Below are 25,496 nucleotides of genomic sequence, written 5' to 3'. Positions count from 1 at the left end.
TTAATTAAGCAGATTCAGAGCGCCAGCGGGTATGGCGGTAGTGGCGATAGTAGCCAATGAGTACAGCAGAACGAGCCAGGGTGAAAAGGGTAAAAGCGAGCCATAGCCCGTGATTGCCTAAGCCTAGGGTAAGCCACCAAGTAGGCAGATAAATCGCTAGGCCAATGAAAATACTATTGCGCATTTCACGCACGGCAGACGTGCCAATGAACACCCCGTCAAGTAGATAACTCCAGACTGCCAGCAGCGGCATGACCACCATCCAGGGCAGGTACCTAGCCGCGGTGGCGCGTACCTCCTCTAGCCCGGTGAGCAGTGCAATAAGGCTATTGCCGCCGAAGGCGAAGACCAGCGCGGCCGCCGCAGCCGTCCAGAACGAGAACCGGGCGGTTGCGCGCACCGTGTTGGCAAATTCTTGCCAGTTACGCCGCCCATAGGCGCGGCCCACTAGTGACTCTGCAGCGTGGGCAAAACCATCCAGCGCATAGCTGGTGAGCATAATAAATTGCAGCAATACAGCGTTGGCGGCGAGTACCGTATCGCCCTGGCGGGCACCTTGAGCGGTAAAAAACGCCATAGCAAATAAAAGGCCCAGGGTGCGCACAAAGAGGTTGGCATTAACGTTGAATAGCGCCGAGTACGCTGACAGCACCAACAACCGCTGGCGCTGAAAGGCGCCTTCTAAATGGCCAAGCTGGTTCAGCACCAAAGCGGCGCCAAAGGCGAGGGCGCTGTAATCGGCAATCACGCTGGCCAGCGCAACACCGTTGCTGGTCATGCCCAGCCCGATCACAAACCACAGGTCGAGCACGATATTAACGCTATTGGTGAGCAGCAAGATCATCAGCGTGACTCGCGAGTTTTGCTGGCCCAAAAACCAGCCCAGAATCGCGTAGTTAGCCAGCACTGCTGGCGCCGACCACAGGCGGATCTCAGCATACTCACGCGCCAGAGGCGTGGCTGCGTCACTCCCATCGAGTAGCCAAAGCCCCAGGGAAATCAGCGGTGAACCCAGCACGATAAGTAGTGTGCCAATAACACCCGCCATGATCAGCGATTGGCCTAGTAGGTTGCGCACATCGCTGTCGCTTTCGCGGCCAATCGCTTGGGCCACAAGGCCGGTGGTGCCCATGCGCAGAAACCCAAAGCCCCAATAGAGGAAGCTAAACAGCGTAGCGCCGAGGGTAACCCCGGCGAGATAGCGGGAGTCGGGCAGGTGCCCCACCACGGCGGTATCCACCAGCCCCAGTAAGGGAACAGTGATATTGGAGAGAATGATGGGCCAAGCGAGGGTCCAAATACGCACGAGGTGGCGTTAGGCAGCGGTAATAATGCGGTACTTCTCCATGAGCTGCTCTTGGGTTTCAGGGCGTTCTGGATCCAGGGGAATACAGTCTACCGGGCAGACTTGCTGGCACTGTGGCTCATCAAAGTGCCCCACGCACTCGGTGCATAAGTTCGGGTCGATGACGTAAATCTCTTCACCTTGAGAAATCGCGTCATTAGGGCATTCGGGTTCGCAGACGTCGCAGTTAATGCATTCGTCGGTGATCATCAGGGCCATGGGCATACCTCACGAATGGCAATTCACTCGGGTAGGCCAATACCCGAGTGTTTTACTCAACAATGTCAGTAGTTAGGTAGTGTAGTGCTTGCGAAGCGCCTCTGCGACCTGCGGATGAACCAACGGAGAAATATCGCCGCCCAGCTTGGCAATTTCCCGCACAATGGTCGACGAGATGTATGAGTTCTCTACCGCCGGGGTGAGGAATACGCTTTCAAGCTCAGGGTTTTGGGCGCGGTTCATGTTCGCTAGCTGCAGCTCGTACTCGAAATCCGAGACCGCGCGGAGGCCGCGTAGAATAATCGTTGCGCCCTGCTCGTGCATCATGGTGGTCAACAGCGATGAAAAGCCGATGACCTCCACGTTGGGGAGCGACGCACAAACGGTTCGGGCCAGCGCAATGCGGGTCTCAAGGTCGAGGCTAGGGCGTTTGCCGGGGCTTTCGGCCACGGCGATTACCACTTTATCGAACATCCGCGCGCCGCGTTCAATTAAGTCAAAGTGGCCATTAGTAATGGGGTCAAAGGTGCCTGGGTAGACCGCGATATTAACGCGTTGGGCGATCATTCCGGTGCCTCCTCGTCAAGCTGGCCAAAAGGGTTGTCAGCGGTCAGCGAGACCGCCCGGGCATAGCCGGGGATGTGAATGCGGTCGGCGTGAATCTCAAGCTCCGGGCCTTCCAATACGGCCTCGCCAAATTGGTAGCGGGGGGCATAGTGTCCCTTATCTGCCTCGGCTAAATAGGCCGCGGCGTTGGCTCTTACCGTTTCGCGGCGGGTTTTCCAGGCATCAATGGCCGCTTTGCCATGGCGCTGGGTGAGTAGCCGCTCGGTCACCTTGGGCGATAGCACAACGCCGGTGGCATTGTTGCCACCAAACCCTTTGGCATTAATGAAGGCGGCATCCGCCTTAAACGCTTGAGGGGAAGCAGAGAGCCGCAGCCGTTCGGCGTAAACATCGTCGGCCACTGCATCCAGCGTCGGAATGCCCGGTAGCAAGTCGTGGGCAAAGCTGCCGAGTGCGCTTACCAACTGGTCACCTGCAGCAGAGCCCTGGGAGTGGCCAATAAACGCTTTAATCGCGACCACTGGCCAGTCGCGAATGCCATTAGCCCGCGCAATTTCATCAAATACGTGGGATTCGGTCACGCGGTTTTTCGGCGTGCTGGTGCCGTGGGCATGCAGAAAAGTGCGCTCTTTGAGCGCCTTATCGCCTAGCATGTCACTGACTAGCGCGGCGGCTTTGCCGAGGGTGATGTAGTTACCAATGCCGGGCGCAGAGATAGAGCGCTTAAAGCCGTCTGCATTAACGAAGACATCCGGCACCGCGCCTAAAATGTCAGCCCCCAGTTCTAGGGCTAGCGTGTCGTCCATCAGCAGCACAAACTGGCTGGCTTCCGCCATGGTAAAGCCGCAGTTGCGGGCAAAAGGGCGGCAAGCACGCTGATAGTCGGCGTCGGTGAGTAGCTCCAGCGCATCCAGTGCTTTGAGGCTGGCATCGTCGGCCAGCGCCCCCATGGCGCGGAACCCTTCAATGATTTCGGGCGTAATCGGTGCATCGGCAGTGCCTACCATCACTACTCGACGGCGCCCTGAGCGAATGTCGTCAACACCCAAGCGCAGATTGTAAAGAAAGCTGGCGCAGGCGCCGAGCGCCGCGCCGGTACTGCCGACGCTGCCCAGCACATAGGCATTAAGGAAGTCGGCGGGCATCTGACCATAGCCAAGGGGCATCTGCTTGGAGGTGGCGCGCTGGCCGCTTACCAAACTTTTTAGCAACCCTCCCCAGCCTGGTTCATCCAGCTGGCCGATGGAATTGCCCGCGTAAACCGCAATATGGTCCGGGTTTAGCTGTTGGCGAAGGTCTTCCCAAGAGAGGCCACTGGCGCCCAGGCAATCGCTGGCGCCAAATACCGCCATCGATAGCCCACGCGGGTGGTGTACGCTACGGTAGAGGCTCGCGGGTTCAAAGCCACTGGGCAGCTGCGCGGCGGCGCGCACTTTGGGTTCATGGGCATCGGGCAGCAGTACGTCAAGCGTTCCTGCCGGCACGGTCACGTCGACTCTCCGGGCATCCAACTCCGTGACTTGCCAATGGGACGGCAGGTGTTCGGGTAGCTGGCGACGGCGTAATGAGAAGCGCAGCGGCTCTGCTAACATCATGCTTGCCTGACGGTTGGCAGGCAAGCCGGGTGCGAGAAAACGCGGGTCTTCATTGCGCCGGATGAGGGTGTGGTTAAGCACCTGTTCTCGCAACGTGAGCGCCGGATCGTCTAGGGGCTGGCCTGTACTGTCTTGCCAGCCGTTTTCAGAATGCTCAGCAAGGCGCATAAGCGCGGCTAAGCCTTCCAATGTGTTGCGCTGCTGGTCAGCTGGAAGAGCATCAAGCACGGTGCGGCGAAAGGCCTGGTGGCCCGAGGTTCTGCCGGCGGGATTGATGCCGCCCATGCCGACAATCACCGGTAAGTGTGACAAGCCGGATTCCTCGTGGTGCGGTGGTTTGTAGTAACAGTTATTGGCAGATGCACACCGAAACAGGCTGTTCATCCGCGCTTAATTAGATATCTCAGACGTGATCATAGCACCGGGCGTGCAACGGCGTCATGCCGCATGCGTTGCAGACTGGTAGAATCACGCCTTTTTCCAGCAGGGGATGGCATGCAGCACAATTCGCGACCAGTGATTTCCAATCAGCCAGGCCCGCATCACGATTTGGCGCGTCGGGTGGCCCGTGCGCTGGAGAATCCGCTGCGCAAGCCGATTGCAGCGCATACCCATCAGGCGTTCGAAGATGTGCAGGCTTGGTATCAGCAGCGCCAATCGCCGCTGATATTAGATGCCGGTTGTGGCGTTGGATTATCTACTCGCCGCTTGGCAGAACGCTATCCTCAGCATGCTGTTATTGGCGTTGACCGTAGCGAGGATCGTTTAGGGCGTGATCATGGTGACTTGCCGGCTAACGCACGGTTGGTGCGAGCGGATCTCGTCGATTTTTGGCGCCTAGCCGAGCAAGCAGGCTGGGCGCCTGAGCGCCACTATTTGCTTTACCCCAACCCCTACCCAAAAGGGGCGCACTTAAAAATGCGCTGGCATGGGCACCCCGTGCTGCCCACCGTGTTGGCATTAGGAGGCGTATTAGAAGTGCGCTCTAACTGGCGGCTCTATGTGGAGGAGTTTGCGTTGGCAGTAGCGCAAGTAACAGGGCGGCAAGCTGCGGTGAGTGTTTTTTCACCCAACAGCGATTATTTGACCCCCTTTGAAGCGAAGTACCATCAAAGTGGCCAAACGCTATGGCGTTTATGCATTGAACTGGAGCGGACATGACCTTTATTTTTCTAACCTTGGCTATTATGGCTGAGGTGATGGCAACCAGCGCGCTAAAAGCCTCAATGGGGTTTACACGCCCCCTGCCTAGCTTACTCGTAGTGGTAGGCTATGGCGTGGCGTTTTATCTACTGAGCTTAGTGCTACGCACACTGCCAGTGGGCATTGCTTACGCCATTTGGGCGGGGTTGGGTATTGTATTGGTGACGCTTGTGGGCATAGTGGCCTTCGGTGAAAAGCCTGACGTGCCTGCCGTTATTGGGATTAGCCTGATTGTAGCGGGCGTTGTCACGCTGCAAGTGTTCTCCAAAATGAACGTGCATTGAGGTAGCTGAACGTGACCTACTGGATGGGTAACTACCGTGTTAACGGCCGAGCTAAGCGCTTGTTGGTCTCTCCCGCAGGCTGGCTGCGGGGGATAATGGTGGCTAGCGTCGCCGTAGCGACGTTGAGCGTCAGCACCACGCTGTTCGCCGACTTTAGCCGCTTAAGCCAGCTACAAAATAAAGGCTTTTCGATCAGTGCTGAAGCGCGCTTGCTGGATGCAGACACTGGCAGTAATGCTCTGTTGGGCAGCCTTAATCCCGAGCGGCAGCTCTCTCCTGCTTCGGTTACCAAGGCGTATTTAGCAGCGGCGGCGCTTAATCGCTATGGCCCTCAGCATCGCTTTACCAGCCAACTGGTGAGCGCGGGCGCTGTGGATAGCGGCGTGCTGCGCGGTGACTTGGTGTTTGAAGGCGGCGGAGACCCGGGCCTGACCACCGAAGATTTATGGCGCCTTGTACAGCGTCTTCAGCTTTCCGGGGTGCGCGAGGTCGATGGCGCTTTAGTGATTAGTCAGTGGCGCTTTGGCCCGGTGGAGTGTCTTACGACCGATCGCTGTAATGCACGCAATCGGGTAGCCAATGCCTATAGCGCGCCGCTTACCTCGGCGGGGGTCAACTTTGGTACCTGGTGTGTCAACGTAGCGCCTGCTAACGTCGCGGGAGAGCCCGCCCGGGTGGGGCTATGTGACAGCCCGCAACCGTTGATTGCGATCGATAATCAGGTGGTGACTCAGCCAGCCAATAGCGGCACGGAAATTAGTGCTGAGCGTATTACCGATGAGCGTGGCGATGTGATGCGCCTGACGGGGCAAATTTCGACCAATGCATCCGCCCGAGACGTTTATCGCGGCGCAGGGGATGCTGCCGAAAAAACCGCCCAAGTGCTGCTAAGTATGCTCAACCAGGCGGGTATTGCCGTACGCGACCCGTGGCGAGTCAGCAGTACCCGCCCAGCAGGCGCCAAGCGGCTAGCCGCGGTGGATAGCATGCCGCTGCAAGAGCTGTTGCTGCGCACCATGAACTACTCCAATAACTACATGGCCGATGTGCTGGCACTGAACCTGGTGGAAACCCCTCAGGCACAGCTGCGCCAAGCGGGTCAAGCCATTGAAGCCTACGCCCAGAGCTTGCCAGGGCACGGCCCGCTGACACTGTCCAGCGGCAGCGGTTTAACCACGGACAACCGCACGTCTGCCCAAGGTGTGAACGTAATGCTGGAAGGGATGTTTCGCCAAAGTGCGCTGTTTCCAAGCTTTGTGGCGTCTTTCCAGTCCCCGGCCAACGGTGTCATGCGATTTATACGCCGTGGCTCGCCTACCTTTCAGAACAATGTCATGGTGAAAACCGGCACACTCAATCAACCCTTTGCGGTGCGCGCTATCGCGGGGTATTTCCGTACCGCTCAGGGGCGGTGGGGTGTGTTTACCGTGTTAGTAAACGGCAGTGGCAGCACGCCTTATCTTAGCTGGTCGGAAGTGCTTGACCCGCTGTCGCTGGATCTAGACGCCATGATACTGGCTAACTAATGAAGAACAATTTGCAGGGTGGGAAACGTGCATGAAGCCAAGACATACCGGTCTAACCCATTTAGTGCACTCCACACGCTATTCGTGGAAAGGCCTGAAAGCAGCGTTTAGAAACGAAACCGCCTTTCGCCAAGAGGTCGTGATTACCGCTATTTTGCTACCTTTAGCCTGGTGGATTGCCGAGACATCAATCAGCTGGCTGCTACTGGTAGGCAGTCTGTTTCTGGTGCTAATAGTGGAGCTGCTTAACAGCGCCGTTGAAAACGTGGTCGATCGCATTGGCACGGAGCACCACGAGCTTTCCGGGCGGGCCAAGGATATTGGCTCGGCGGCGGTGATGCTTGCGCTGATGATGGCGGGTCTGACATGGGGCCTGCTGGGTTGGCAGAAGTTCTTTGGTTAGCGAGGTGGTTATGCAATTGAACGATGCGTTTTTACCGAGGGAAGTGCTGCCGTTATCGCTGAAGCCGGTGGCAAAAAAAGCGTGGCAACGGCTGAGTGAAGCGCTTAGCCAAGCCGATAATGTGGCTGAGATGGCCAAGCAACCGCTGCCCTCGAGCAGTTGGGAGGCGCTTTCCGAATCGCGTCGAGAAGCGCTTACCAAGGTGCTGAGCGTATCGACCTTTGCGTTAGACACCTTGACGCGCTTCCCTCACTGGCTGGTGGATCTGGATGTTGCCGGTGAGTTAGACGCGGCACCCAGTAAAGATGACCAGTCGTGCTGGCTGGAAGAAGCGCTGGAAAGCGCTGACGATGAGGAGGCTATGCAGCGCGTTATTCGCCGCTTTCGTCGTGCCCGTATGCTGGGTATCGTGTGGCGCGACCTCAACCGGCCTGCTGGCTACAGCATGTGGGATACCGCTCAATCCGTCTCGTGGTTAGCCGAAGTCTGTATTGAGGCTGCATTGACGTGGCTTGAACATTTCTATGCCCCACGGTGGGGGCTTCCAGCTCCACGTAATGACGGCGACCCCCAGCGGCTGGTGGTGTTGGGAATGGGTAAGCTGGGGGCCGGCGAGCTGAATTTATCCTCGGATATTGATCTGATTTTCGCATTTCCAGAAAAAGGCGACACCGAAGGTGGGCGTAAACCCCTAGAGCATCAGGAGTATTTCACCAAACTAGGGCAGCGTTTAATTGCCGCGTTAGATGCCATGACCGCCGATGGCTTTGCCTTTCGGGTAGACATGCGCCTAAGGCCCTTAGGCGATGGTGGACCCTTGGTGGGTAGTTTCGCGATGCTTTCTAGTTACTATCAAGATCAGGGGCGAGAATGGGAACGCTACGCCATGCTGAAAGCGCGGCCTGTTGCCGGCGACGTCGAGGCAGGCCATGAGCTTTTAGCCAGTCTTCGTCCGTTTGTTTATCGCCGCTACCTCGATTTTGGCGCGATTGAGTCGCTGCGTGAGCTAAAAGCGATGATTAATCGCGAAGTTAAGCGCAAAGGGATGCAGAGCAATATCAAACTGGGCCCTGGCGGTATCCGGGAAGTGGAGTTCGTTGTTCAGGCGTTTCAGCTCATTCGTGGTGGCCGGGATACCGAACTCCAGGTGAGCTCGCTAAAAACAGCGCTTAACTGTCTTCCGGCATTGGGCTTGTTACCCCAACGCGTAGTCGATGAACTCCTGCCGGATTATGCCTTCTTGCGCGATGTGGAGCACGTTCTCCAGGCGCTGGAAGACCGCCAAACCCAAACGCTGCCAATCGATGATATCGACCGTGAGCGCGTTGCGTTTGCTATGGGGCATGAAGACTGGTCAGGGTTAGTGGCGCAGCTAGATGAAGTGCGCCAGCGGGTGCGCCAACACTTTGACGCGGTGATTGCAGACCCAGAGGACGATGTTGAAGAGGGCAATGATGACGCGAGTCTTAGCCTAGAAGAGTGGCGCTTAATGTGGCGGGGCGAGCTAGAGCAGGAAGAGGCGTTGGCGCATCTGACTGAGGCTGGTTTTAATGCGCCTGAACAGGCGCTCAAGCGGCTGCATAGCCTCTATCACTCCCGCCAAGTACAAAGTATGCAGCGCATCGGCTTTGAGCGGTTAGACGCCCTAATGCCGCTACTGCTGGATGCCGTGGCGGAGAGCGAAACGCCGGATACTGCGCTTGCCAGAGTGCAGCCGTTGATTGAGTCGGTGTTGCGCCGCACGGCTTACCTGGCACTGCTGCGTGAAAACCCCCACGCGCTTGAGCATTTAATGCGCCTGTGTTCGGCAAGCCCTTGGATTGCCGAGCAGCTGGCCCGCTACCCGATTCTGCTGGATGAGCTGCTTACTCCAGAAACGCTCTATACCCCTGCAGACAAAGCACGCCTTGCCGATGAGTTGCGTCAAACGCTCAACCGGCTACCAGAAGATGACGATGAAGCGCAATTGGAAGCCCTGCGGGTATTCAAACACGCGCAAATGTTGCACGTTGCCGCTTCTGATGTGGCAGGTACTCGGCATCTTATGAAAGTCAGCGATTACTTAACCTACATTGCCGAAGTGATTCTAGATGCAGTGCTGGCGATGGCCTGGAAGCATGTGACCCGTAAGCATGGCGTGCCTGCAGGCTTGGATGCCCAAACACCGGCGTTTGTTATTGTGGGTTACGGCAAGTTGGGAGGGATCGAGCTTGGCTACAGCTCTGACTTGGATCTGGTGTTTCTTCACGATAGCGATGGCAAAGGCAGTACCGATGGCCCCAGGCCAGTGGATACGCCGGTATTCTTTACCCGCTTAGGCCAGCGCATTATTCACCTATTAACTGCCGTTACACCCGCAGGCAGCCTTTATGAAGTGGACATGCGCTTGCGTCCTTCGGGCAACGCTGGCCTGCTGGTCACCTCTCTGGCGGCGTTTGCCGAGTACCAGCAGCAAAATGCTTGGACCTGGGAGCATCAAGCCTTGGTGCGTGCCCGGGTGGTAGCAGGTAGCCAGGTGCTGGCGGACAAGTTTGATGCACTACGTGGTGATATTTTGTGTCGTGAACGTGACCGTGAAAGCCTGCGTCACGATGTGGTCACAATGCGCCATAAAATGCGCGACCATTTAGGCACCAAAGGGCCCGGCGCACGAGGGCAGGTGAGTGCAGGGGCGGATAGTGAGAATGAAACAGCACAGTTTAATTTAAAACAAGATGCTGGCGGCATGGTCGATATTGAATTTATCTGCCAGTACGCCGTGCTGGCGCTGGCGCACCAAACCCCGTCGCTGATGACTTACAGCGATAATATCCGCATTTTAGAAACGCTGGCTGAGAGTGGGCACCTGTCCCCGTCAGAAGCTGATCAGCTGCGAGATGCCTACTTAGCGTATCGCAGCCGCACCCATCGCGTCGCGCTCACCGGTGAAAAAAACACGGTGAAAGTAGACGAGTTCAAAGCGCAGCGTGACGTTGTTATTGCACTTTGGCAGCGTTTTCTTGAGTCGTGATTGGCGGCTTGGCACTTTTTCAGTAGCATCGACAGGGAAGATAGCCTGATAACAAATCATTCAGAATAACCATAAGGATATGCAAGATGTTGCTGGTGTTGCATGATGCTGCCGTGCGTGTGGAAGTCACGCGGCGATGATCGGACAAATCCTGGCAACGCTACTGCCAGTGTTTCTTATTGCGGGGTGTGGCGCGGCGTATGGGCACTTCCGCACGCCGGATATTAGAAGCCTCAATACCCTAAATATGGAGCTTTTTGTACCGCTTTTAGTGTTTGCGGTACTCGCCGACCGCCAGGCCCCGTTAGCCGACTATGCGTGGCTTGCCACCGCCGCAGTGGCGGTTGTTTTAGGCTCTGGTTTGCTGCTGTGGCCCGTGGCTAAATGGCTGTCGCTGGATGTAAAAGTTTTCTTGCCCCCGATGATGTTTAACAACTCGGGCAACATGGGGGTACCGCTGCTGGTGCTTGCCTTTGGGCCAGAAGCACTGCCTGCAGCAGTCGTGGTGTTTATCGTCGAAATGCTGCTCCATTTTTCGGTGGGGCTTTACATGCTCGACCCGCGCACGTCGCTATGGCGCCTTCTGCGCATGCCGATAGTCGCGGCGAGTATCGCGGGTTTAGTGGTTAATGTCGGTGGATTACCGCTTCCCGGCTGGCTGTTGGAAGCGATGCATACGTTAGGAGGGGTGTGTATCCCGCTGATGCTGTTTGCGTTAGGTGTGCGTTTGCTGGAAATTGACTTTAGCGATTGGCGAACGGGGTTGTTGGGGGCGCTGCTTTGTCCGCTCTCCGGCATTGTCATTGCCTTACCCTTTATGTGGTTGTTACCCATTAACCCACTGCAAACGGCGGTTCTGTTGGTGTTTGCAGCGTTGCCACCAGCGGTGCTTAACTATCTCGTTGCCGAGCAGTACCACCTGGAGCCTCAGAAGGTGGCATCGCTGGTGCTTATAGGCAATTTGGGAAGCCTCGTGGTTATGCCACTAACGCTGGCTGCTGCGTTTGCCTGGATTTATGCGCCGACGTAGAAGAGTATGAATAAAGAGTTAACGGCGGGGAGCGTCATCTTTAACTTCGTAACTCCCTTCTAGCGCATCGTGTTGGTGACGCTGGTGCGGCGAACCCGCATAGCCGCCTCCAATATCTTGCGCTTGTTCGGCGCGCATTTGTTCCATACGCTTTTTCATCTTATGGCGTACAAACGGCATCATGGCCCAGCCAATCAGTAAGAAAAATAGGCCGAGTACGACGCCAACAACCATCAAGGCGCCAAAGGCCAGCCAAGTCAACAGCAGCTTAAAACTGCCGAGCAGTCCGGTAGGCTGTGCTTGAGTTGCCCTCGCACGCCACTGGTTGGCAGCCTGCCAAGCGGCATTGCGTTGGTCACGATTCATGTGTGGCATACAGATCTCCATCGTTCATTTGCCCCATTGGAACATAGTGGCGCTAGCAAGTTCATTTGAAGACGTATCTATGCGGGCAGCACAATGCGATGAGTATGGGCAAATGTTAGGGTTTCTCTGTACAGGCAATCTTGCTGCGCATAATGCTTATCTAACACGGAGGTTCTATGGCAAGCCATGGAGGAAAATCAGTCTTTATTGCGTCAACGATTATTATTTTCGCTCTGGTCATAGTGGGGGCGGCGTTTCCTATTGGCTTTGGTGGCGCAGCGGAAGCCGCACTAGCCACGGTTACTAGGCTATTTGGCTGGTTTTATCTCTTTTCAGTTTTTGGTTTTGTCGTTTTTTTATTCGGCCTAGCGCTGAGCAAATACGGCAAAGTGCGCCTAGGCCCACAAGACAGTACGCCGAACTATACGTTTTTCTCCTGGATAAGCATGCTGCTGGCTGCGGGGTTTGGTGTGGGCTTGGTGTTTTACGGCATGGCCGAACCCATGAGCCACTATATTGACCCGCCTTATAGGGATATGCCCGCAGAAACCGAGGCCGCCGCGCGCTATGCCATCCAGTACAGCTACTTTAATTGGGGCATCCATCAGTGGGCTGCTTTCTCCGTGGTGGGGTTAATCATTGCCTACTTTCAATTTCGCAAAGGCCAAGCGGGGCTTGTCTCTTCGGTGCTGTCATCGGTTACCGCAAAAAATCCCCAGATTCGCCCTTACGCATCCTGGTTAGATGTATTTGCCGTTGTTGCCACCGTCATGGGGGTGGCGACCTCTTTGGGGCTAGGTGTTTTGCAGATGAACGGTGGGCTTAACGCGGTCTTCGGCCTGCCAGAGAATGGCTTGTGGCAGTTTATTATTCTGTTTGTGATGTTCTGCGCCTATATGTTGTCCACGTGGTCGGGGCTTGATAAAGGGATTAAGCGCCTGTCGAACTTAAATATGATCCTGTGTATTGGCTTAATGCTCTATGTACTGGTAACGGGGCCGACCATTGCCATTCTCGAAACCATCACGCTGGGGATTGGTGACTATCTACAAAATTTCATCGGTATGAGCCTGCGTATTTCACCGTATAGCGATAATGAGTGGGCTAGTAGCTGGACGATTTTTTACTGGGCGTGGGTCATTGCGTGGTCACCGTTTGTCGGTACCTTCGTTGCGCGAGTATCCCGCGGCCGTACCATCAAAGAGTATGTGTTTGGCGTTTTGTTAGTGCCGCCGCTGCTAGCCTGCCTATGGATGGGAGTCTTTGGCGGTGCGGCACTTCATATGGAGCTAAATGGCGATAACGTAGGGCTCGCTGCGGCGACGCAAGCCAACATCACCGTTGCCCTGTTTGAGATGTTTGAGCTTATGCCTTTCTCAAATGTGCTATCGGTCGTCGCAATGCTGCTGATTTTTGTGTTCCTGGTCACCTCGGCGGACTCGGCCTCCTATATCGTGGCACAAATGACCGATAACGGTTCGATCAACCCACCCCTCTACAAACGGGTGATCTGGGGGGTGTTAATTGCGGCTATCTGCTTCACACTCATTGTGGCCGGGGGCTTGTCGGGCTTACAGTCAGCTGCGGTGCTTTCGGCACTTCCGTTCACGTTTATTCTGTATATGATGATTTTTGTACTAATACGCGAACTACGAGCAGATCGAAAGGCAATGCTGACACAGCTCTATCGCCGTCATGGCGATACGCCCGTTGGCGCAGACGCGTTTGAAGCCGAACAACTAGGTGAAGAAGAGCGTTTACGGCGCTCACCGAGCGTTATTAACCGGCGTATCAATAGCTAGCCTTACGCTACTACCAGCCTCATTTGTGGGAGAGCGCACACATGGAACGAGCGTGCTAATGGCCCGGCAGGGACGTCACGGTGCGACGCGACGGTCGTCTAAACATGCGGCGTTTGACCGCTGGCTAGATCGTGTTGTCACCGTCGCCGTTGTGACCGCTATCGTGGTGGGGCTGTCGGCCGTTGTTGCGCACTGGCTGCTGTAACTGCACCACGTCACTACGCGAACGCCCGGCTTTGCCGGGCGTTCGTCGTTGATTAAGGGCCAACCGGCTGCCCGTTGACTGCCACCCTTTTAGAGAGATTCATTAATGCTGCCTGCTTCTGCCACACCGGTTGCTACCTACGCATCGCGCCGTGAGATTTTTGGCTGGGCGATGTTCGATTTTGCCAATCAGGCCTACACCTTACTGATCATCACCGTTGTGTTCGGTGAGCTCTTTACCACCGTCATTGTAGGGGATAGAGGAGATGGTTTCCGGCTGGCCAACTTTCTATGGAGCTTGGCGCTGGCCACTAGCTATTTGATGGTGGTCGTAACAGCCCCATTGTGTGGCGCAGTCATGGACTACCGTGCTGAAAAAAAGCGCTTTTTACTGATCAGTTATCTGGCCACGGTGGCCACAACCGCGATGCTCTATTTTGTGGAGCCAGGTTTTGTGGTGGTGGGGTTACTGTTAATTGTGCTCTCAAACTATGCGTACTCAATGGGGGAGTCCTTTATTGCCGCGTTTTTACCGGAACTGGGGCCGCCGAGCGCACTGGGTAAAATTTCTGGTTTTGGCTGGGCGCTAGGCTACATAGGGGGGCTTTTCGCAGCGGGGTTTACGCTGGTCGTGCTCGGTGAGGCAACGGCGGATAATTTTGAGCGTATTCGCTGGGTGGGGCCTTTTGCTGCCGGTTTTTTCCTATTGGCAGCGATTCCTACGTTTTTATGGCTGAAGGAGCGAGGTACACCCCAGCCGAGTGGTGTTGCCTACCGGCACATCGCTCAGCAGCGTGTACTGACGACGTTTCATGAGCTTCGCTATTTCAAGGATTTGAGCATTTTTCTGGTGTCGCTGCTGTTTTCGATGGCGGGGGTTTACATCATTATCGCCTTTGCCTTTATCTATGGCGCCCAGGTAATTGGCTGGGATGAAAGCGTTCGCAATATCATGTTTATCATCGTGCAAATTACCGCAGCAGTGGGGGCGCTTGGGTTTGGGTTTCTTCAGGATAAGCTGGGTGCAAAGCGCACGTATCAAATGACCCTGGCGCTATGGGTAACGGCGATAGTGGCTATTTGGGGAACGCCCGAGTTAACCGTGTGGGCCAATAGCCGCTTTGGCTGGCACTGGCAGGCACAGCATGTGTTTTTAGTGGTGGGCTGTTTAGCAGGCCTTAGTTTGGGTTCTAGCCAGTCTGCGAGCCGAGCGCTTGTAGGGTTGTTTTCGCCGCTTGAGAAGTCAGCCGAGTTTTTTGGCTTCTGGGGGTTAGCCAACAAACTGGCTGGCGTATTGGGGATCGTCATGCTGGGTGTTTTACAAACGCTCATTGGCCTGCAAGCGTCTATTCTATTGTGTGTAGGGCTATTTATGATCGCCATGCTGATTTGTGCGGGCGTTAATGAGCGGCGTGGACGCGAAGCCGCGCTCGCATGGAAAAGCACATAGAGATGCGTAAGGCCTAAGGAGGCACATGACTCCATACACAGCGCAGCGCGGTGGTATCGTCATGATGCTGCTTTTTTGGGTGTTGCTGATTGGTGCGGGCACGTGGCTCGTTGACGGCGGTTTTGACAACATCATGACGCCCAATGCGCATATTATGAACACCGCTCTTGATGATGGCCCCGTCGTTCTAAAGCGAAGCCGCTCGGGACACTTTGAAGCGCCAGGCCAGATTAACGGTGAACCGGTTACGTTTCTGTTGGATACCGGCGCTACCTATGTGGCAGTTCCCCGAGATTTAGCCGCCAGTTTAGGCTTAGAGCCTGATCGCAGCGCTTGGTTTAATACCGCGAATGGACGGGTCGAAGGCAGTTTAACGATGTTAGAGGAAGTCACCCTAGGTGGCATACGCGCAAACAACGTACAGGGGTCGATTAGCCCAGGGATGGAGCGCGATACGGTGTTGCTGGGCATGAGTTTTCTAAACCTGCTAGACATTGAAATACGGGGTGGTGAAATGGTGCTGAGACTACCTTGACAGTGGAACAACCTTGTCAGTGACGATCGGTTGTGATTAGCTGGAAACTCATGGATGCCAACATGCTAAGGAGTTGCTATGGGTATTGAAGTCGGTGGTTTATTAGGTCTTATTTGGCTCATTATTGTGATTTGGGCCATTGTTAAGGTCGCCAAAAGTTCGGCGGGCGGCTTGGCAAAGCTGCTGTGGATTTTAGTCTTACTGTTCTTTCCATTGGTTGGATTAATTGCCTGGTTTTTGCTTGGCCCCAAAGGGTAGCGAAATTAAGTGTTTGAGCATAAAAACATAAAAAGGCAGGCTTACTGAAGCCTGCCTTTTCTTTAGCTGTTTTTTATACGAAACAGTAGGTTAAAAAGAGGAGTCTCAGAAATACAATGAGGTTATGTAGTCTTGCCGTTGGAGGGTGCCCGGTAATGCCCAGGGATTTTTAATCGCTCCCCGTTGGGCAAGTCGCGCACTTGAGTAGGCACATAAACACGCTTGATGACACTTTTAGCTTTGCCACTGTCCATCGCTCTCTCCTCCTGTCAAGTTGTCGACAGTTAGCCTGAATTCACATTAGCGCTTGACGATGGAATAATCAAGATGCTCTCAAAGGTTCAACAAGATAAGTAGGAAGAAGCAGGCGTTGGCGTGGTTTTGAGGTATCCTGGTGGCTATCACAACCTGCTTTTAGCAAAGGGAAGCGGGTGCTAATACAAACGACCTAAGCGGAGTGAAGAAAAAGGATGGCAGATCACTTGGAGCAGCAATTTCAAGCACTTGGGTCACAAGAGCCAGCGGTGCCGGACTATCCCGATCAAGACCATGTGCTCATTATTGAAGATGACCAGCGCTTGGCAGAACTGACGCGCGATTATCTGGAAGCTAACGGCTTTCAAGTCACGTTAGAATCCGACGGTGCTAAAGGTGTTGATCGTATTTTGACCTTACAGCCTGACCTCGTCATTCTCGACTTGATGTTGCCAGGGGAAGATGGGTTAGCTATTTGTCGGCGTGTAAGGCCCAATTTTGCTGGTCCTATCATGATGTTAACCGCCCGTACCGATGATTTAGACCAGGTGTTAGGGTTGGAGATGGGGGCAGATGATTATGTGCCCAAGCCGGTTCAGCCGCGTGTACTGTTAGCGCGTATGCGGGCGCTGTTACGGCGCGCTGATGGACCTACCGCTGATGGCGAAATGCGCCTGAAGTTTGAGCATTTGGAAATCGATAATGCGACCCGTGAGGCGTGGTTATCCGGCGAGCGCATCGACCTCACCAGCGCTGAATTTGATCTTCTCTGGTTATTGGCCCGTAACGCTGGCCGTGTACTCACCCGAGAAGAGATCTTTAGTGACCTGCGTGGCATTAAATACGACGGTCAAGACCGTTCCATTGATGTTCGTGTGTCGCGTATCCGGCCTAAAATTGGCGATGATCCTAATCAGCCCCACCGTATCAAAACGGTGCGCAGTAAGGGCTATCTATTTGTTAAAGACAGTTAACGAGAGAGGTTCGCCTTATGCGGCGAGTGCTCAGCCACGGCTCTTTTTTAAGGTTCTATGTACTGCTGGGGCTGGCATTATGCGTAGTATTCCTGATTGCGTTAGGCGGGCGCTCGTTTATTGAGCAACTTCGCCGAGAGGATTATCGGGAGCAGCTCGCCGCCCTGCCCATGTCATTAATGACCCAGCAGCTGGCCAATGTACCCGCAGACCAGCGTGAAGAGCGCCTTAACCGCTTTTCCGAAGCGTTAGGGATGCAGCTATCGTTACGCCCACTGCAAGAGGCGCAGCTGGGTTATTTTGAGCGAAGCCGCCTGGAGCGAGGCAACGTCGTTGTGACTGAGTCGCCTTGGCTGCTTCGTCAGCGGCTTCCCGCGGGCGAGAACGATGATAGCTGGATGCTAGAGGCCACCATGGCGACCTGGAGCGAGCGCCAGTGGCAGGGCAGCCTCGTGCTGTTAGGTGAGTGGCTTGCCGATACACCCGCGAATGAACGGGCAACCACTATTGCAGCGTTGAGAGTAGGCAGCTGGCCTCTGACATTGCTTTCCACGCTGCCTGAAGATCTCACTATCGAGCAGCAGTTTCAGCTTACGCTGGGTGGGGTGCTCACCCGGCTTGCGACTGACAAGCTGGCGATTACTTTGCTCTATCAGCTTCACGGGGAAAGCCAGTGGGTTCAGGCAGGGCCTATTTCACGTGGGGATACGCTGCCCGTGAACTTACATTTGCCGCTGCTAGTGGGCTTAATGATCATTTTGAGCCTGATTATCTACCTAATTATGCGCAGCATTGAAGCCCGCATGGCGCGACTGGAGTTAGCGGCCACGCGGATTGCAAGCGGACGTTTAGAAACCCGCGTGAAGGTAGAGAGCGGCGACTTTTTAGGCCGTGTCGGTATGGCGTTTAACGGCATGGCTAATCAAGTGCAAACCTTATTGCGTGGGCAGCAGGAGATGATCCGCGCCGTTTCCCATGAGCTGCGCACCCCTGTCGCGCGTATTCGTTTTGCGGTGCAAATGGTCGAAGATATGACCGACCAACCTGCGATTCGGCGCCAGCTTCAGGGAATTGATGCCGACATCTCAGAGCTTGATGAACTTGTCGATGAGATTCTCACCTATGCGCGTTTGGGCGGCGAAACCATTAACGGCGCTGAGTTAGAGATGGCGCTGGTGGAGTGTCGGGCCATGGCTGAGCGCGTCATTGATACGCTCTCGCCACTGCATAAAGGGCTAAGCTTAACGCTAGCGCCTGGTGCGGAGATTGAGCTGTATGCTGAGCCCCGTTACCTGCAAAGAGCGCTGCAAAATCTAGTGGGGAACGCGTGCCGCTATGGTAAATCCCAGGTGGTGATTCGCCTGTGCGATGAACCGAACCTTGTGCGTATTGATGTTGAAGATGATGGTCCAGGTATTCCTGTTGAAGCGCGTAGCGATATTTTTAAACCTTTCTCACGCCTAGACGATAGCCGTGCCCGTAGCTCCGGTGGCTATGGGCTGGGGCTGTCCATTGTTCAAAAAATAATGGCCGGGCACGGGGGGAGCGTCACTGTTGATACCAGCCCTACGCTCGGGGGCGCACGCTTTACGCTGCTGATTCCTCGTCGCGACTTGCCGGCTTAATACCGGTTAGCACGGCAAAGGAGGTTTCGCGCGCAGTGCGTAAAAAGTCCTGCATCCACGGTGCTTCTAGGGTGTCTTCACGAATAGCGGCGTATAGCGTGCTCCAAATACCATTTTCGCCTAATTTCACGGCGCATACGTAATCACGCTCTAAATACTCTGTCAGCGCCCAGTTTGGCAGCGCACAGACGCCGCGCCCGCTGGCCACCAACTGCATCATCATGATGGTTAGCTCTGCAGTACGGATCTCTTTCGGCCGTACGTTAGCGGGCGACAAAAACTGGCTAAACACATCGAGCCGCGTATGTTCCACCGGGTAGGTGATCAGCGTCTCTTCGGCCAGCGCTTGGGGTTCGATAAACGCCTGCCCCGCAAACGCATGCTGCCGGGCAACGGCCAGCAGCCCCTCGTAGCGAAATAGTGGCGCATAGTGAATGCCCTCTAGCGGCTGCGGGTCGGCGGTAATCACTAAGTCCAGCTGCTCGCGAGCGAGGGCGGGTAGCGGATCGAAGTGGTGGCCACTGGGAATGTCAATTTCCACTTCCGGCCAGTGATCGCGAAAATAATCCACCGTGGGCATCAGCCACTGAAAACAGCTATGGCACTCAATGGCCATATGCAGCCTTCCCTGCTCGGTGCCCGCCAAGCGGGCCAAGTCGCGCTCGGCTTTGCGCACTGCGGGCAAAATCTCATCGGCTAGTGACAGTAGGCGCAGCCCTGCCCGGGTAAATTCAACAGGACGGGTTTTGCGCGCGAACAACGGGCTATCGACTCGGCTTTCCAAGTCTTTCAGCTGGTGCGAGAGCGCGGACTGGGTAAGGTGTACGCGCTCGGCGGCTTCCACCAGGGAGCCTGTTTCCCGCAGGGCAAGCAGCGTGCGTAAGTGGCGTAATTCAATCATTGTGATTTTATTTCATGTTGGGTATTAGAAACTTTAGTTTGATTCACCTTTCGGGGGTGGTCAGACTGTGTGAAATCATTCACGTTGGAAGGATTCATCATGACAGTTTCTCATATTCTCGGCTATCCCCGCATTGGCGCCCAGCGCGAACTCAAGAAAGTCACCGAAGCCTACTGGAGTGGCTCAGTCACCCGTGAAGAGCTGGAAGCAGCCGGTAAGACGTTGCGTTTACAACACTGGCAGACGCAGCAAGATGCAGGCCTGGATGTTGTCAGCGTGGGTGATTTCGCTTTTTATGATCAGGTGCTTAACGTTTCAGTGATGCTCGGCGCCGTACCAAGACGATTTAGCGCTCAGCAAGAGATTTCTGCAGGAGATATAGCGTTGGATACTGCATTTCGCATGGCACGTGGCCGCGCGCCCAGCGGTGAGCCCGCTGCCGCCTGTGAAATGACCAAATACTTTGATACTAACTACCACTACTTGGTGCCAGAGTTACACGAAGGGCAATCGTTTACGCTAGCGTCTAAGCGTCTCTTTGATGAAGTCGACGAAGCGTTACAAGCGGGCTTTACCCCCAAAGTAACGCTGACGGGGCCGCTGACCTGGTTATGGCTGGGTAAAACCAAAGGCAGCGATTTCGACCGTTTAACGCTGTTGGATCGCGTTCTGGATGTCTATAGCGATATTCTCGCCCGTTTGGCAACCCAGGGCATTGAGTGGGTTCAGTTGGATGAGCCTGCGTTAGTGCAAGATCTACCTCTTGCTTGGCAGCAAGCGTTCGAGCGCGCTTACCATCGCCTTCAGTCGGCCCCGGTTAAAATACTGGTCGCTACGTATTTTGGTGCGCTGGGTGACAATCTTTCGTTAGCCACCCGCTTGCCTGTGGCTGGCCTGCATATTGATGCGGTGCGTGCGCCCCAGCAGGTTGAGAGCGTCATTGACCGTTTAAGCCCCCATCAGGTGCTCTCCATTGGTTTTGTGGATGGACGTAATATTTGGCGCGCTGACTTAGCCGCGTTGCGTGAGCGTTTATTGCCGCTCAAAGTCCGACTTGGGCAGCGTTTATGGCTAGCGCCCAGTTGCTCACTGCTCCATGTGCCGGTAGATCTGAACCAAGAAACCGAGCTGGATAGCGACTTGGTGAGCTGGCTGGCCTTTGCCCGACAAAAACTGGATGAGGTCGTCACGCTGGCACGCCTCGTCGACAATCGTGCCACCGCCGTAGACGAGCAGAGGGTGAGCGAAGCAACACGTGCCTTAGATGCCCGCCGGGAGTCCTCGCGCATTCACCAGCCGGCGGTTAGCCAGCGCCTAGCAGCGATTACCGATCACGATAGTCAGCGCCGTTCGCCGTACGCGCAGCGCGCTGTGGCTCAGCGTCGTTCGCTTTCTCTGCCGCTATTTCCCACCACCACGATTGGCTCTTTTCCACAAACCAATGATATTCGCGCGGCACGACGGGCGTTTAAAGCAGGTGAGCTTGGCCAAGCTGACTACGAAGCGCGTATGCGTGAAGAGATCGTCTACGCCGTTGAGCGGCAGGAGGCGTTAGGGCTGGATGTGCCGGTGCACGGCGAAGCCGAGCGTAATGACATGGTGGAGTATTTTGGTGAGCAGCTAGAGGGCTTTGCCTTTACCCGCTTTGGTTGGGTGCAAAGTTACGGTACCCGCTGTGTTAAGCCGCCGATTATTTTTGGTGACGTCACGCGTCCGACGCCGATGACCGTACGCTGGAGCGAGTTCGCCCAGACCCTGACCCAAAAGCCGATGAAAGGCATGCTAACCGGGCCGGTGACGATTCTGCAGTGGTCCTTTGTGCGTGATGACCAGCCTCGTGCCACCACCTGCCGTCAAATTGCTCTGGCGCTACGCGATGAGGTGGTGGATTTGGAAAAAGCCGGTATTCAAGTGATTCAAATCGACGAGCCCGCGCTGCGTGAAGGGTTACCGCTGCGGCAGCACGAATGGCAAGGGTACCTGGATTGGGCGGTCGAAAGTTTTCAGCTCAGCGCTGCGGGCGTCGCCGATAGCACACAGATTCACACCCATATGTGCTATTCGGAGTTCAATGACATCATCGGTGCGATTGCGGCTCTCGACGCTGATGTGATCACCATTGAAACCTCTCGCTCAGATATGCAGTTATTGAATGCGTTCCAGGATTTTGCGTATCCAAACGAAATTGGGCCGGGTGTGTATGATATTCATACCCCGAACACTCCTGAAGTAAGCTGGATGGTTGATTTAATGGAGAAAGCGTTGGAAAAGGTCCCCGCTGAACGGCTGTGGGTGAATCCCGACTGCGGTTTAAAAACCCGTGGGTGGGCAGAAGTAGAGCCGGCTTTGGCAAACATGGTAGAGGCCGCCAAGATATTAAGACAGCGCTACGCGTAAAGAGCGAGCATTGGTGAAGAGTGAGTGTTGATGCATTACCCCGCTGCACTAGGCAGCGGGGGTTTTTGATGGGGTTTGTGGATATAGAGCTAGCTTTTTGACGCGTAGGCGTAAAGCAGTGTTTCCTGAGCGCTAATGGCGTCGCTGTTGCCAGGGCTTTGTAGCTGATAGCTGCCGTCACTTTGCAGCAGCCAGCTTTGGCAGTTATCTACTAGATAGGTTTCAAGATCTTTGCGGACCCGGTTAGCAAGCTTCTTATCCAGCAGCGGGAAGCAGGTTTCAACTCGGTGGAACATATTGCGCGACATAAAATCAGCGCTTGAGCACCAGGTTTCTGACTTGCCGTCGTTGTGGAAGTGGAATACGCGGGTGTGCTCCAAAAAGCGGCCAATAATAGAACGCACGCGGATATTCTCTGAAACACCTTCAATGCCTGGTTTAAGGCAGCACATCCCACGAATAATCAGGTCGCACTCCACGCCTGCCTGGGACGCGCGGTACAGTGCTTTAATCAGCTTAGGCTCTGTCAATGAATTGCATTTGATAATGATATGCCCGCGTTTCCCTTTGCGAGCTAACAGGGCTTCTCGTTCGATCATTTCTATCAAACGCTCATGCAGCGTAAACGGTGCGTGGAGCAGGGTGTCGATTTTGCGCGCGCGGCCCATACCGGAAAGCTGCTGAAAGACTTTGTGCACGTCGGCGCACAGCGCTGTGTTCGAAGTGAGCAGGCTGTAGTCGGTATACAGTTTGGCGGTTTTAGCGTGGTAGTTACCGGTTCCTAAGTGAGCGTAGTAGCGTAGCTCGTTTTTTTCTCGGCGTACGATATGCAGCATTTTGGCGTGAGTTTTATAGGCCATAATGCCGTAAATCACAATGGCTCCAGCTTCTTGTAGCCTTGCTGCTAGCTGAAGATTGTCCGCCTCGTCAAAGCGCGCCCGCAGCTCTATAACGACCGTCACTTCCTTACCGTGACTGGCGGCGTCTACCAAGGCATTAACAATAGAGGAGTCCGCCCCTGTGCGGTAAAGCGTTTGCTTGATGGCTAGCACATCAGGGTCTCTGGCAGCTTCGCGCAGCAGATCTTCAATCGGTGAAAAAGCTTGAAACGGGTGATGCAGTAAAATATCGCTTTTAGCGATCGCGTTAAACAGGCTGCCGCCTTTGAGCACTTTCGGTACGCTGGGTGTAAAGGGCCGATACAGCAGTTCCGGACGGTCTACATCGCCTAGCACTGCCATCATACGGGTTAAGTTAACGGGGCCTTGTACGCGGTAAAGGTCGCTGGGTTCCAGCTCAAACTGACGCAGTAAAAAACTGCTTAGATCATCAGGGCAGTTATCGGCCACTTCTAAACGAACGCCGTTACCGTAACGCCGGGCCAAGAGCTCACCGCGCAGCGCCGAGGCAAGGTCAGAGACTTCTTCCGGGTCAACGGTCATATCCGCATTGCGCGTCAGCCGGAACTGGTAACAGCCACGTACGCGCATGCCAGGGAAAAGCTCCTCAGCGTGGGCGTGTATCATGGAGGATAAAAACACATACTCTGAAAAGCCCTCTGCACTGAGCTCTTTAGGTAGCGCCATGAGCCGAGGCAGTGAACGCGGGGCGGGCAGGATGGCCATGCCCCCTGCGCGACCAAACGCATCTTTGCCCTCTAGCTCTACGATAAAATTTAGGCTTTTGTTCACTAAGCGGGGAAAGGGGTGAGAGGGGTCTAAGCCGATAGGACTAATCACCGGCATAATTTCACGCTCGAAAAATTCGCGAACCCACTCCTTTTGAGCCTCTGTCCACTGATCTCGGCGGCGAAAACGTAGTCCCTGGGCCTCAAGCGCTGGCAGCAGCGTCTCGTTTAAGATGTGGTACTGGCGCTCAATTTGCTGATGGGCCGTCTCGGAGATTTCAGCGAGCACAGCCTTGGGCAGACGGCCGTCAGCAGCGGTGGTGTCGTCACCCAGTGCTAGCTGATGCTTTAGGCCGGCCACGCGAATTTCAAAAAACTCATCCATATTGGATGAGAAAATCAGCAAAAACATCAGGCGGTTAAGAATGGGGTGGGCATCATCTAACGCTTGCTCTAATACCCGAATATTAAACTGTAGGTGTGAGAGTTCGCGGTTGAAGTAGAGCTGCGGGTCGTCCAGGTTCGTTTCTGAATGGGCCTCGCGTGCCTGTATGCCGGTAAGCGTTCGGTTGATGCGCAGTGGCAAATTTTCCCCTTCGCCACTGTACGAATCGCTTAGTGCTAATGGCGTTGAGTCTGAAGATTGATTGTCCATGGCTGCCCCGCATCAATGACTTGTTTTTAAGCATAGCGTGATAATGCTGATGAGCGGCAGTATGCAGAAAGAAGATGACAAACAAGTGTCACCTGTTTGTCATCTTGGCAGCGTAACAACGAAACGGTAGGGGCTAACGCTGAAGCAGTCTGGCAGCTTCAAGGGCGAAGTAAGTTAAAATGCCGTCGGCACCCGCGCGCTTAAAGCACATCAGCGATTCAAGTATCACGGGCTCTGCCTCTAACCAGCCGTTATCGAAAGCGGCGCGATGCATCGCGTACTCACCGCTCACCTGATAGGCAAATGTAGGCACTTGCAGCTCACTTTTGACGCGACGTACTACATCTAGGTAAGGCATGCCGGGCTTGACCATGACCATGTCAGCACCTTCAGCAATATCCATGGCAACTTCATGGAGTGCCTCATCGCTGTTGGCAGGATCCATCTGGTACGTGCGTTTATCTGCTTTGCCCAGGTTGGCAGCAGAGCCAACAGCATCACGGAAGGGCCCGTAGTAGTGTGAGGCATATTTGGCGCTGTAGGCCATAATGCGCACATTATGCAGGTGCTCCTGCTCTAGCACCTGGCGGATGGCGCCAATACGGCCATCCATCATATCGGAAGGCGCTACGACATCAGCACCGGCTTCAGCATGAGAGAGTGCTTGCTTGAGCAGCGTGTCGACGGTGCGGTCATTCTGTACGTAGCCCTGTTCATCAATAATGCCGTCCTGACCGTGGATAGTATAAGGGTCAAGGGCAACATCGGTAATAATACCCAGCTCTGGTAGCGCTTCTTTGAGCGCGCGTACGCAGCGCTGTACGAGACCGTTTGCGTTGTAGGCTTCTTCCGCCAGTTCGCTCTTCTGTTCTTTGCCCACTACGGGGAACAGTGCAAGCGCTGGGATGCCGAGTGCGTGTGCTTCGCAGGCCTGCTCAATGAGCAGGTCGATGGATAAGCGCTCAACGCCGGGCATCGAGGCCACCGCTTCACGCTGGTTTTCACCCTCCAGGACGAACACCGGTAAAATAAGGTCGGCAGGCGTTAACGTTGTCTCCTGCATGAGTCGGCGAGAGAAGTCGTTACGGCGCATGCGGCGCATACGGGTGGCGGGGAAGTGACGGGGACTTGGTGTGCTCAAAGGAGTTCTCCGCAAAACGCTTAATAGGGGGTGCCCGTAGGCTTACCGTGAGTATATCAGCCATCACCTGCGGCGAAAGCCGCCTTGTGGCGGTTAGGCGGACTGACTAAAGTAGAATGTTTGC

At 55.0% G+C, this 25,496-nt stretch carries 23 protein-coding genes; 14 read left to right on the top strand and 9 right to left on the bottom strand.

The window, feature by feature from the left end; translation table 11 throughout:
- Nucleotides 1-4: 4 nt before the first annotated feature.
- The 4 genes from LOS15_RS11935 to LOS15_RS11920 form a co-directional block, all read right to left on the bottom strand.
- Nucleotides 5-1,306 (bottom strand): MATE family efflux transporter, encoded by a 1,302-nt coding sequence (locus LOS15_RS11935; protein ID WP_263066198.1) that lies wholly within the window; start codon nucleotides 1,304-1,306, stop codon nucleotides 5-7.
- Nucleotides 1,307-1,315: 9 nt separating this feature from the next.
- The gene (locus LOS15_RS11930) at nucleotides 1,316-1,564 is read right to left on the bottom strand and encodes a YfhL family 4Fe-4S dicluster ferredoxin (RefSeq protein ID WP_263066196.1); all 249 of its coding nucleotides are present in this window, start codon (nucleotides 1,562-1,564) and stop codon (nucleotides 1,316-1,318) included.
- A gap of 72 nt (nucleotides 1,565-1,636) precedes the next feature.
- A complete protein-coding gene (coaD, locus tag LOS15_RS11925; RefSeq protein WP_263066194.1) occupies nucleotides 1,637-2,131 on the bottom strand; it encodes a pantetheine-phosphate adenylyltransferase in 495 nt (164 codons plus the stop codon).
- The gene (locus LOS15_RS11920) at nucleotides 2,128-4,011 is read right to left on the bottom strand and encodes a beta-ketoacyl synthase (protein ID WP_263069713.1); all 1,884 of its coding nucleotides are present in this window, start codon (nucleotides 4,009-4,011) and stop codon (nucleotides 2,128-2,130) included. The genes coaD and LOS15_RS11920 overlap by 4 nt, the downstream gene beginning before the upstream one ends.
- 210 nt (nucleotides 4,012-4,221) lie before the next feature.
- On the opposite strand from LOS15_RS11920, the gene trmB reads away from it, so the two are divergent.
- From trmB to LOS15_RS11890, 6 genes are all read left to right on the top strand, one after another.
- Nucleotides 4,222-4,887 (top strand): tRNA (guanine(46)-N(7))-methyltransferase TrmB, encoded by a 666-nt coding sequence (gene trmB, locus LOS15_RS11915; RefSeq protein ID WP_263066192.1) that lies wholly within the window; start codon nucleotides 4,222-4,224, stop codon nucleotides 4,885-4,887.
- Nucleotides 4,884-5,213, top strand: a complete 330-nt coding sequence (locus LOS15_RS11910) for a DMT family transporter (RefSeq protein WP_263066190.1) — start codon at nucleotides 4,884-4,886, stop codon at nucleotides 5,211-5,213. Before trmB ends, LOS15_RS11910 begins: the two co-directional genes overlap by 4 nt.
- Nucleotides 5,214-5,308: 95 nt before the next feature.
- Complete coding sequence (gene dacB, locus LOS15_RS11905; protein WP_263069712.1) at nucleotides 5,309-6,739, top strand: D-alanyl-D-alanine carboxypeptidase/D-alanyl-D-alanine-endopeptidase; 1,431 nt, start codon at nucleotides 5,309-5,311, stop codon at nucleotides 6,737-6,739.
- A 31-nt stretch (nucleotides 6,740-6,770) separates the two neighbouring features.
- Nucleotides 6,771-7,142, top strand: a complete 372-nt coding sequence (locus tag LOS15_RS11900; protein ID WP_263066189.1) for a diacylglycerol kinase — start codon at nucleotides 6,771-6,773, stop codon at nucleotides 7,140-7,142.
- A gap of 10 nt (nucleotides 7,143-7,152) precedes the next feature.
- Nucleotides 7,153-10,152, top strand: coding sequence for a bifunctional [glutamate--ammonia ligase]-adenylyl-L-tyrosine phosphorylase/[glutamate--ammonia-ligase] adenylyltransferase (gene glnE / locus LOS15_RS11895; RefSeq protein ID WP_263066188.1), 3,000 nt, complete (start codon nucleotides 7,153-7,155; stop codon nucleotides 10,150-10,152).
- A 136-nt stretch (nucleotides 10,153-10,288) separates the two neighbouring features.
- Complete coding sequence (locus tag LOS15_RS11890) at nucleotides 10,289-11,182, top strand: AEC family transporter (RefSeq protein ID WP_263066187.1); 894 nt, start codon at nucleotides 10,289-10,291, stop codon at nucleotides 11,180-11,182.
- A gap of 18 nt (nucleotides 11,183-11,200) precedes the next feature.
- Here LOS15_RS11890 and LOS15_RS11885 read toward each other — a convergent pair whose 3' ends face one another.
- Entirely contained in the window at nucleotides 11,201-11,557 is a 357-nt protein-coding gene (locus LOS15_RS11885; RefSeq protein WP_263066186.1) for a hypothetical protein, read from the bottom strand.
- A 167-nt stretch (nucleotides 11,558-11,724) separates the two neighbouring features.
- On the opposite strand from LOS15_RS11885, the gene LOS15_RS11880 reads away from it, so the two are divergent.
- From LOS15_RS11880 to LOS15_RS11860, 5 genes are all read left to right on the top strand, one after another.
- Entirely contained in the window at nucleotides 11,725-13,350 is a 1,626-nt protein-coding gene (locus tag LOS15_RS11880; RefSeq protein ID WP_263066184.1) for a BCCT family transporter, read from the top strand.
- A gap of 58 nt (nucleotides 13,351-13,408) precedes the next feature.
- The gene (locus LOS15_RS11875) at nucleotides 13,409-13,555 is read left to right on the top strand and encodes a hypothetical protein (RefSeq protein WP_263066182.1); all 147 of its coding nucleotides are present in this window, start codon (nucleotides 13,409-13,411) and stop codon (nucleotides 13,553-13,555) included.
- 105 nt (nucleotides 13,556-13,660) lie between these two features.
- Nucleotides 13,661-15,004 carry an MFS transporter gene (locus LOS15_RS11870; protein ID WP_263066180.1) on the top strand — a complete coding sequence of 448 codons (1,344 nt, stop codon included), beginning with the start codon at nucleotides 13,661-13,663 and terminating at the stop codon, nucleotides 15,002-15,004.
- Nucleotides 15,005-15,029: 25 nt separating this feature from the next.
- Nucleotides 15,030-15,539, top strand: a complete 510-nt coding sequence (locus LOS15_RS11865; RefSeq protein ID WP_263066178.1) for a TIGR02281 family clan AA aspartic protease — start codon at nucleotides 15,030-15,032, stop codon at nucleotides 15,537-15,539.
- A 78-nt stretch (nucleotides 15,540-15,617) separates the two neighbouring features.
- On the top strand, nucleotides 15,618-15,797 hold the full coding sequence (locus LOS15_RS11860) for a PLDc N-terminal domain-containing protein (protein ID WP_263066176.1): 180 nt from the start codon (nucleotides 15,618-15,620) through the stop codon (nucleotides 15,795-15,797).
- Nucleotides 15,798-15,919: 122 nt separating this feature from the next.
- Here the strand turns inward: LOS15_RS11860 and LOS15_RS11855 are convergent, their stop codons facing one another.
- A complete protein-coding gene (locus LOS15_RS11855) occupies nucleotides 15,920-16,051 on the bottom strand; it encodes a hypothetical protein (RefSeq protein ID WP_263066175.1) in 132 nt (43 codons plus the stop codon).
- 216 nt (nucleotides 16,052-16,267) lie between these two features.
- Here LOS15_RS11855 and LOS15_RS11850 point away from each other — a divergent pair, with 216 nt between their 5' ends.
- Nucleotides 16,268-17,026 (top strand): winged helix-turn-helix domain-containing protein, encoded by a 759-nt coding sequence (locus LOS15_RS11850; RefSeq protein ID WP_263066173.1) that lies wholly within the window; start codon nucleotides 16,268-16,270, stop codon nucleotides 17,024-17,026.
- 17 nt (nucleotides 17,027-17,043) lie between these two features.
- The gene (locus LOS15_RS11845) at nucleotides 17,044-18,651 is read left to right on the top strand and encodes an ATP-binding protein (RefSeq protein WP_263066172.1); all 1,608 of its coding nucleotides are present in this window, start codon (nucleotides 17,044-17,046) and stop codon (nucleotides 18,649-18,651) included.
- On the opposite strand, the gene LOS15_RS11840 is transcribed toward LOS15_RS11845, so the two are convergent.
- Entirely contained in the window at nucleotides 18,614-19,552 is a 939-nt protein-coding gene (locus tag LOS15_RS11840) for a LysR family transcriptional regulator (protein WP_263066171.1), read from the bottom strand. The two genes, LOS15_RS11845 and LOS15_RS11840, sit on opposite strands and share 38 nt — an antisense overlap.
- Before the next feature lie 99 nt (nucleotides 19,553-19,651).
- On the opposite strand from LOS15_RS11840, the gene metE reads away from it, so the two are divergent.
- Complete coding sequence (gene metE, locus LOS15_RS11835; protein ID WP_263066169.1) at nucleotides 19,652-21,949, top strand: 5-methyltetrahydropteroyltriglutamate--homocysteine S-methyltransferase; 2,298 nt, start codon at nucleotides 19,652-19,654, stop codon at nucleotides 21,947-21,949.
- 89 nt (nucleotides 21,950-22,038) lie between these two features.
- Here metE and ppk1 read toward each other — a convergent pair whose 3' ends face one another.
- Nucleotides 22,039-24,231 carry a polyphosphate kinase 1 gene (gene ppk1 / locus LOS15_RS11830; RefSeq protein WP_263066167.1) on the bottom strand — a complete coding sequence of 731 codons (2,193 nt, stop codon included), beginning with the start codon at nucleotides 24,229-24,231 and terminating at the stop codon, nucleotides 22,039-22,041.
- A gap of 133 nt (nucleotides 24,232-24,364) precedes the next feature.
- Complete coding sequence (hemB, locus tag LOS15_RS11825) at nucleotides 24,365-25,372, bottom strand: porphobilinogen synthase (protein WP_263066166.1); 1,008 nt, start codon at nucleotides 25,370-25,372, stop codon at nucleotides 24,365-24,367.
- Between the last annotated feature and the right edge of the window lie 124 nt (nucleotides 25,373-25,496).

Origin of the sequence: Halomonas sp. 7T, from assembly GCF_025643255.1 — a bacterium.
Lineage (GTDB): Bacteria > Pseudomonadota > Gammaproteobacteria > Pseudomonadales > Halomonadaceae > Vreelandella.
This window is presented reverse-complemented; position numbering and strand designations above follow the sequence as displayed.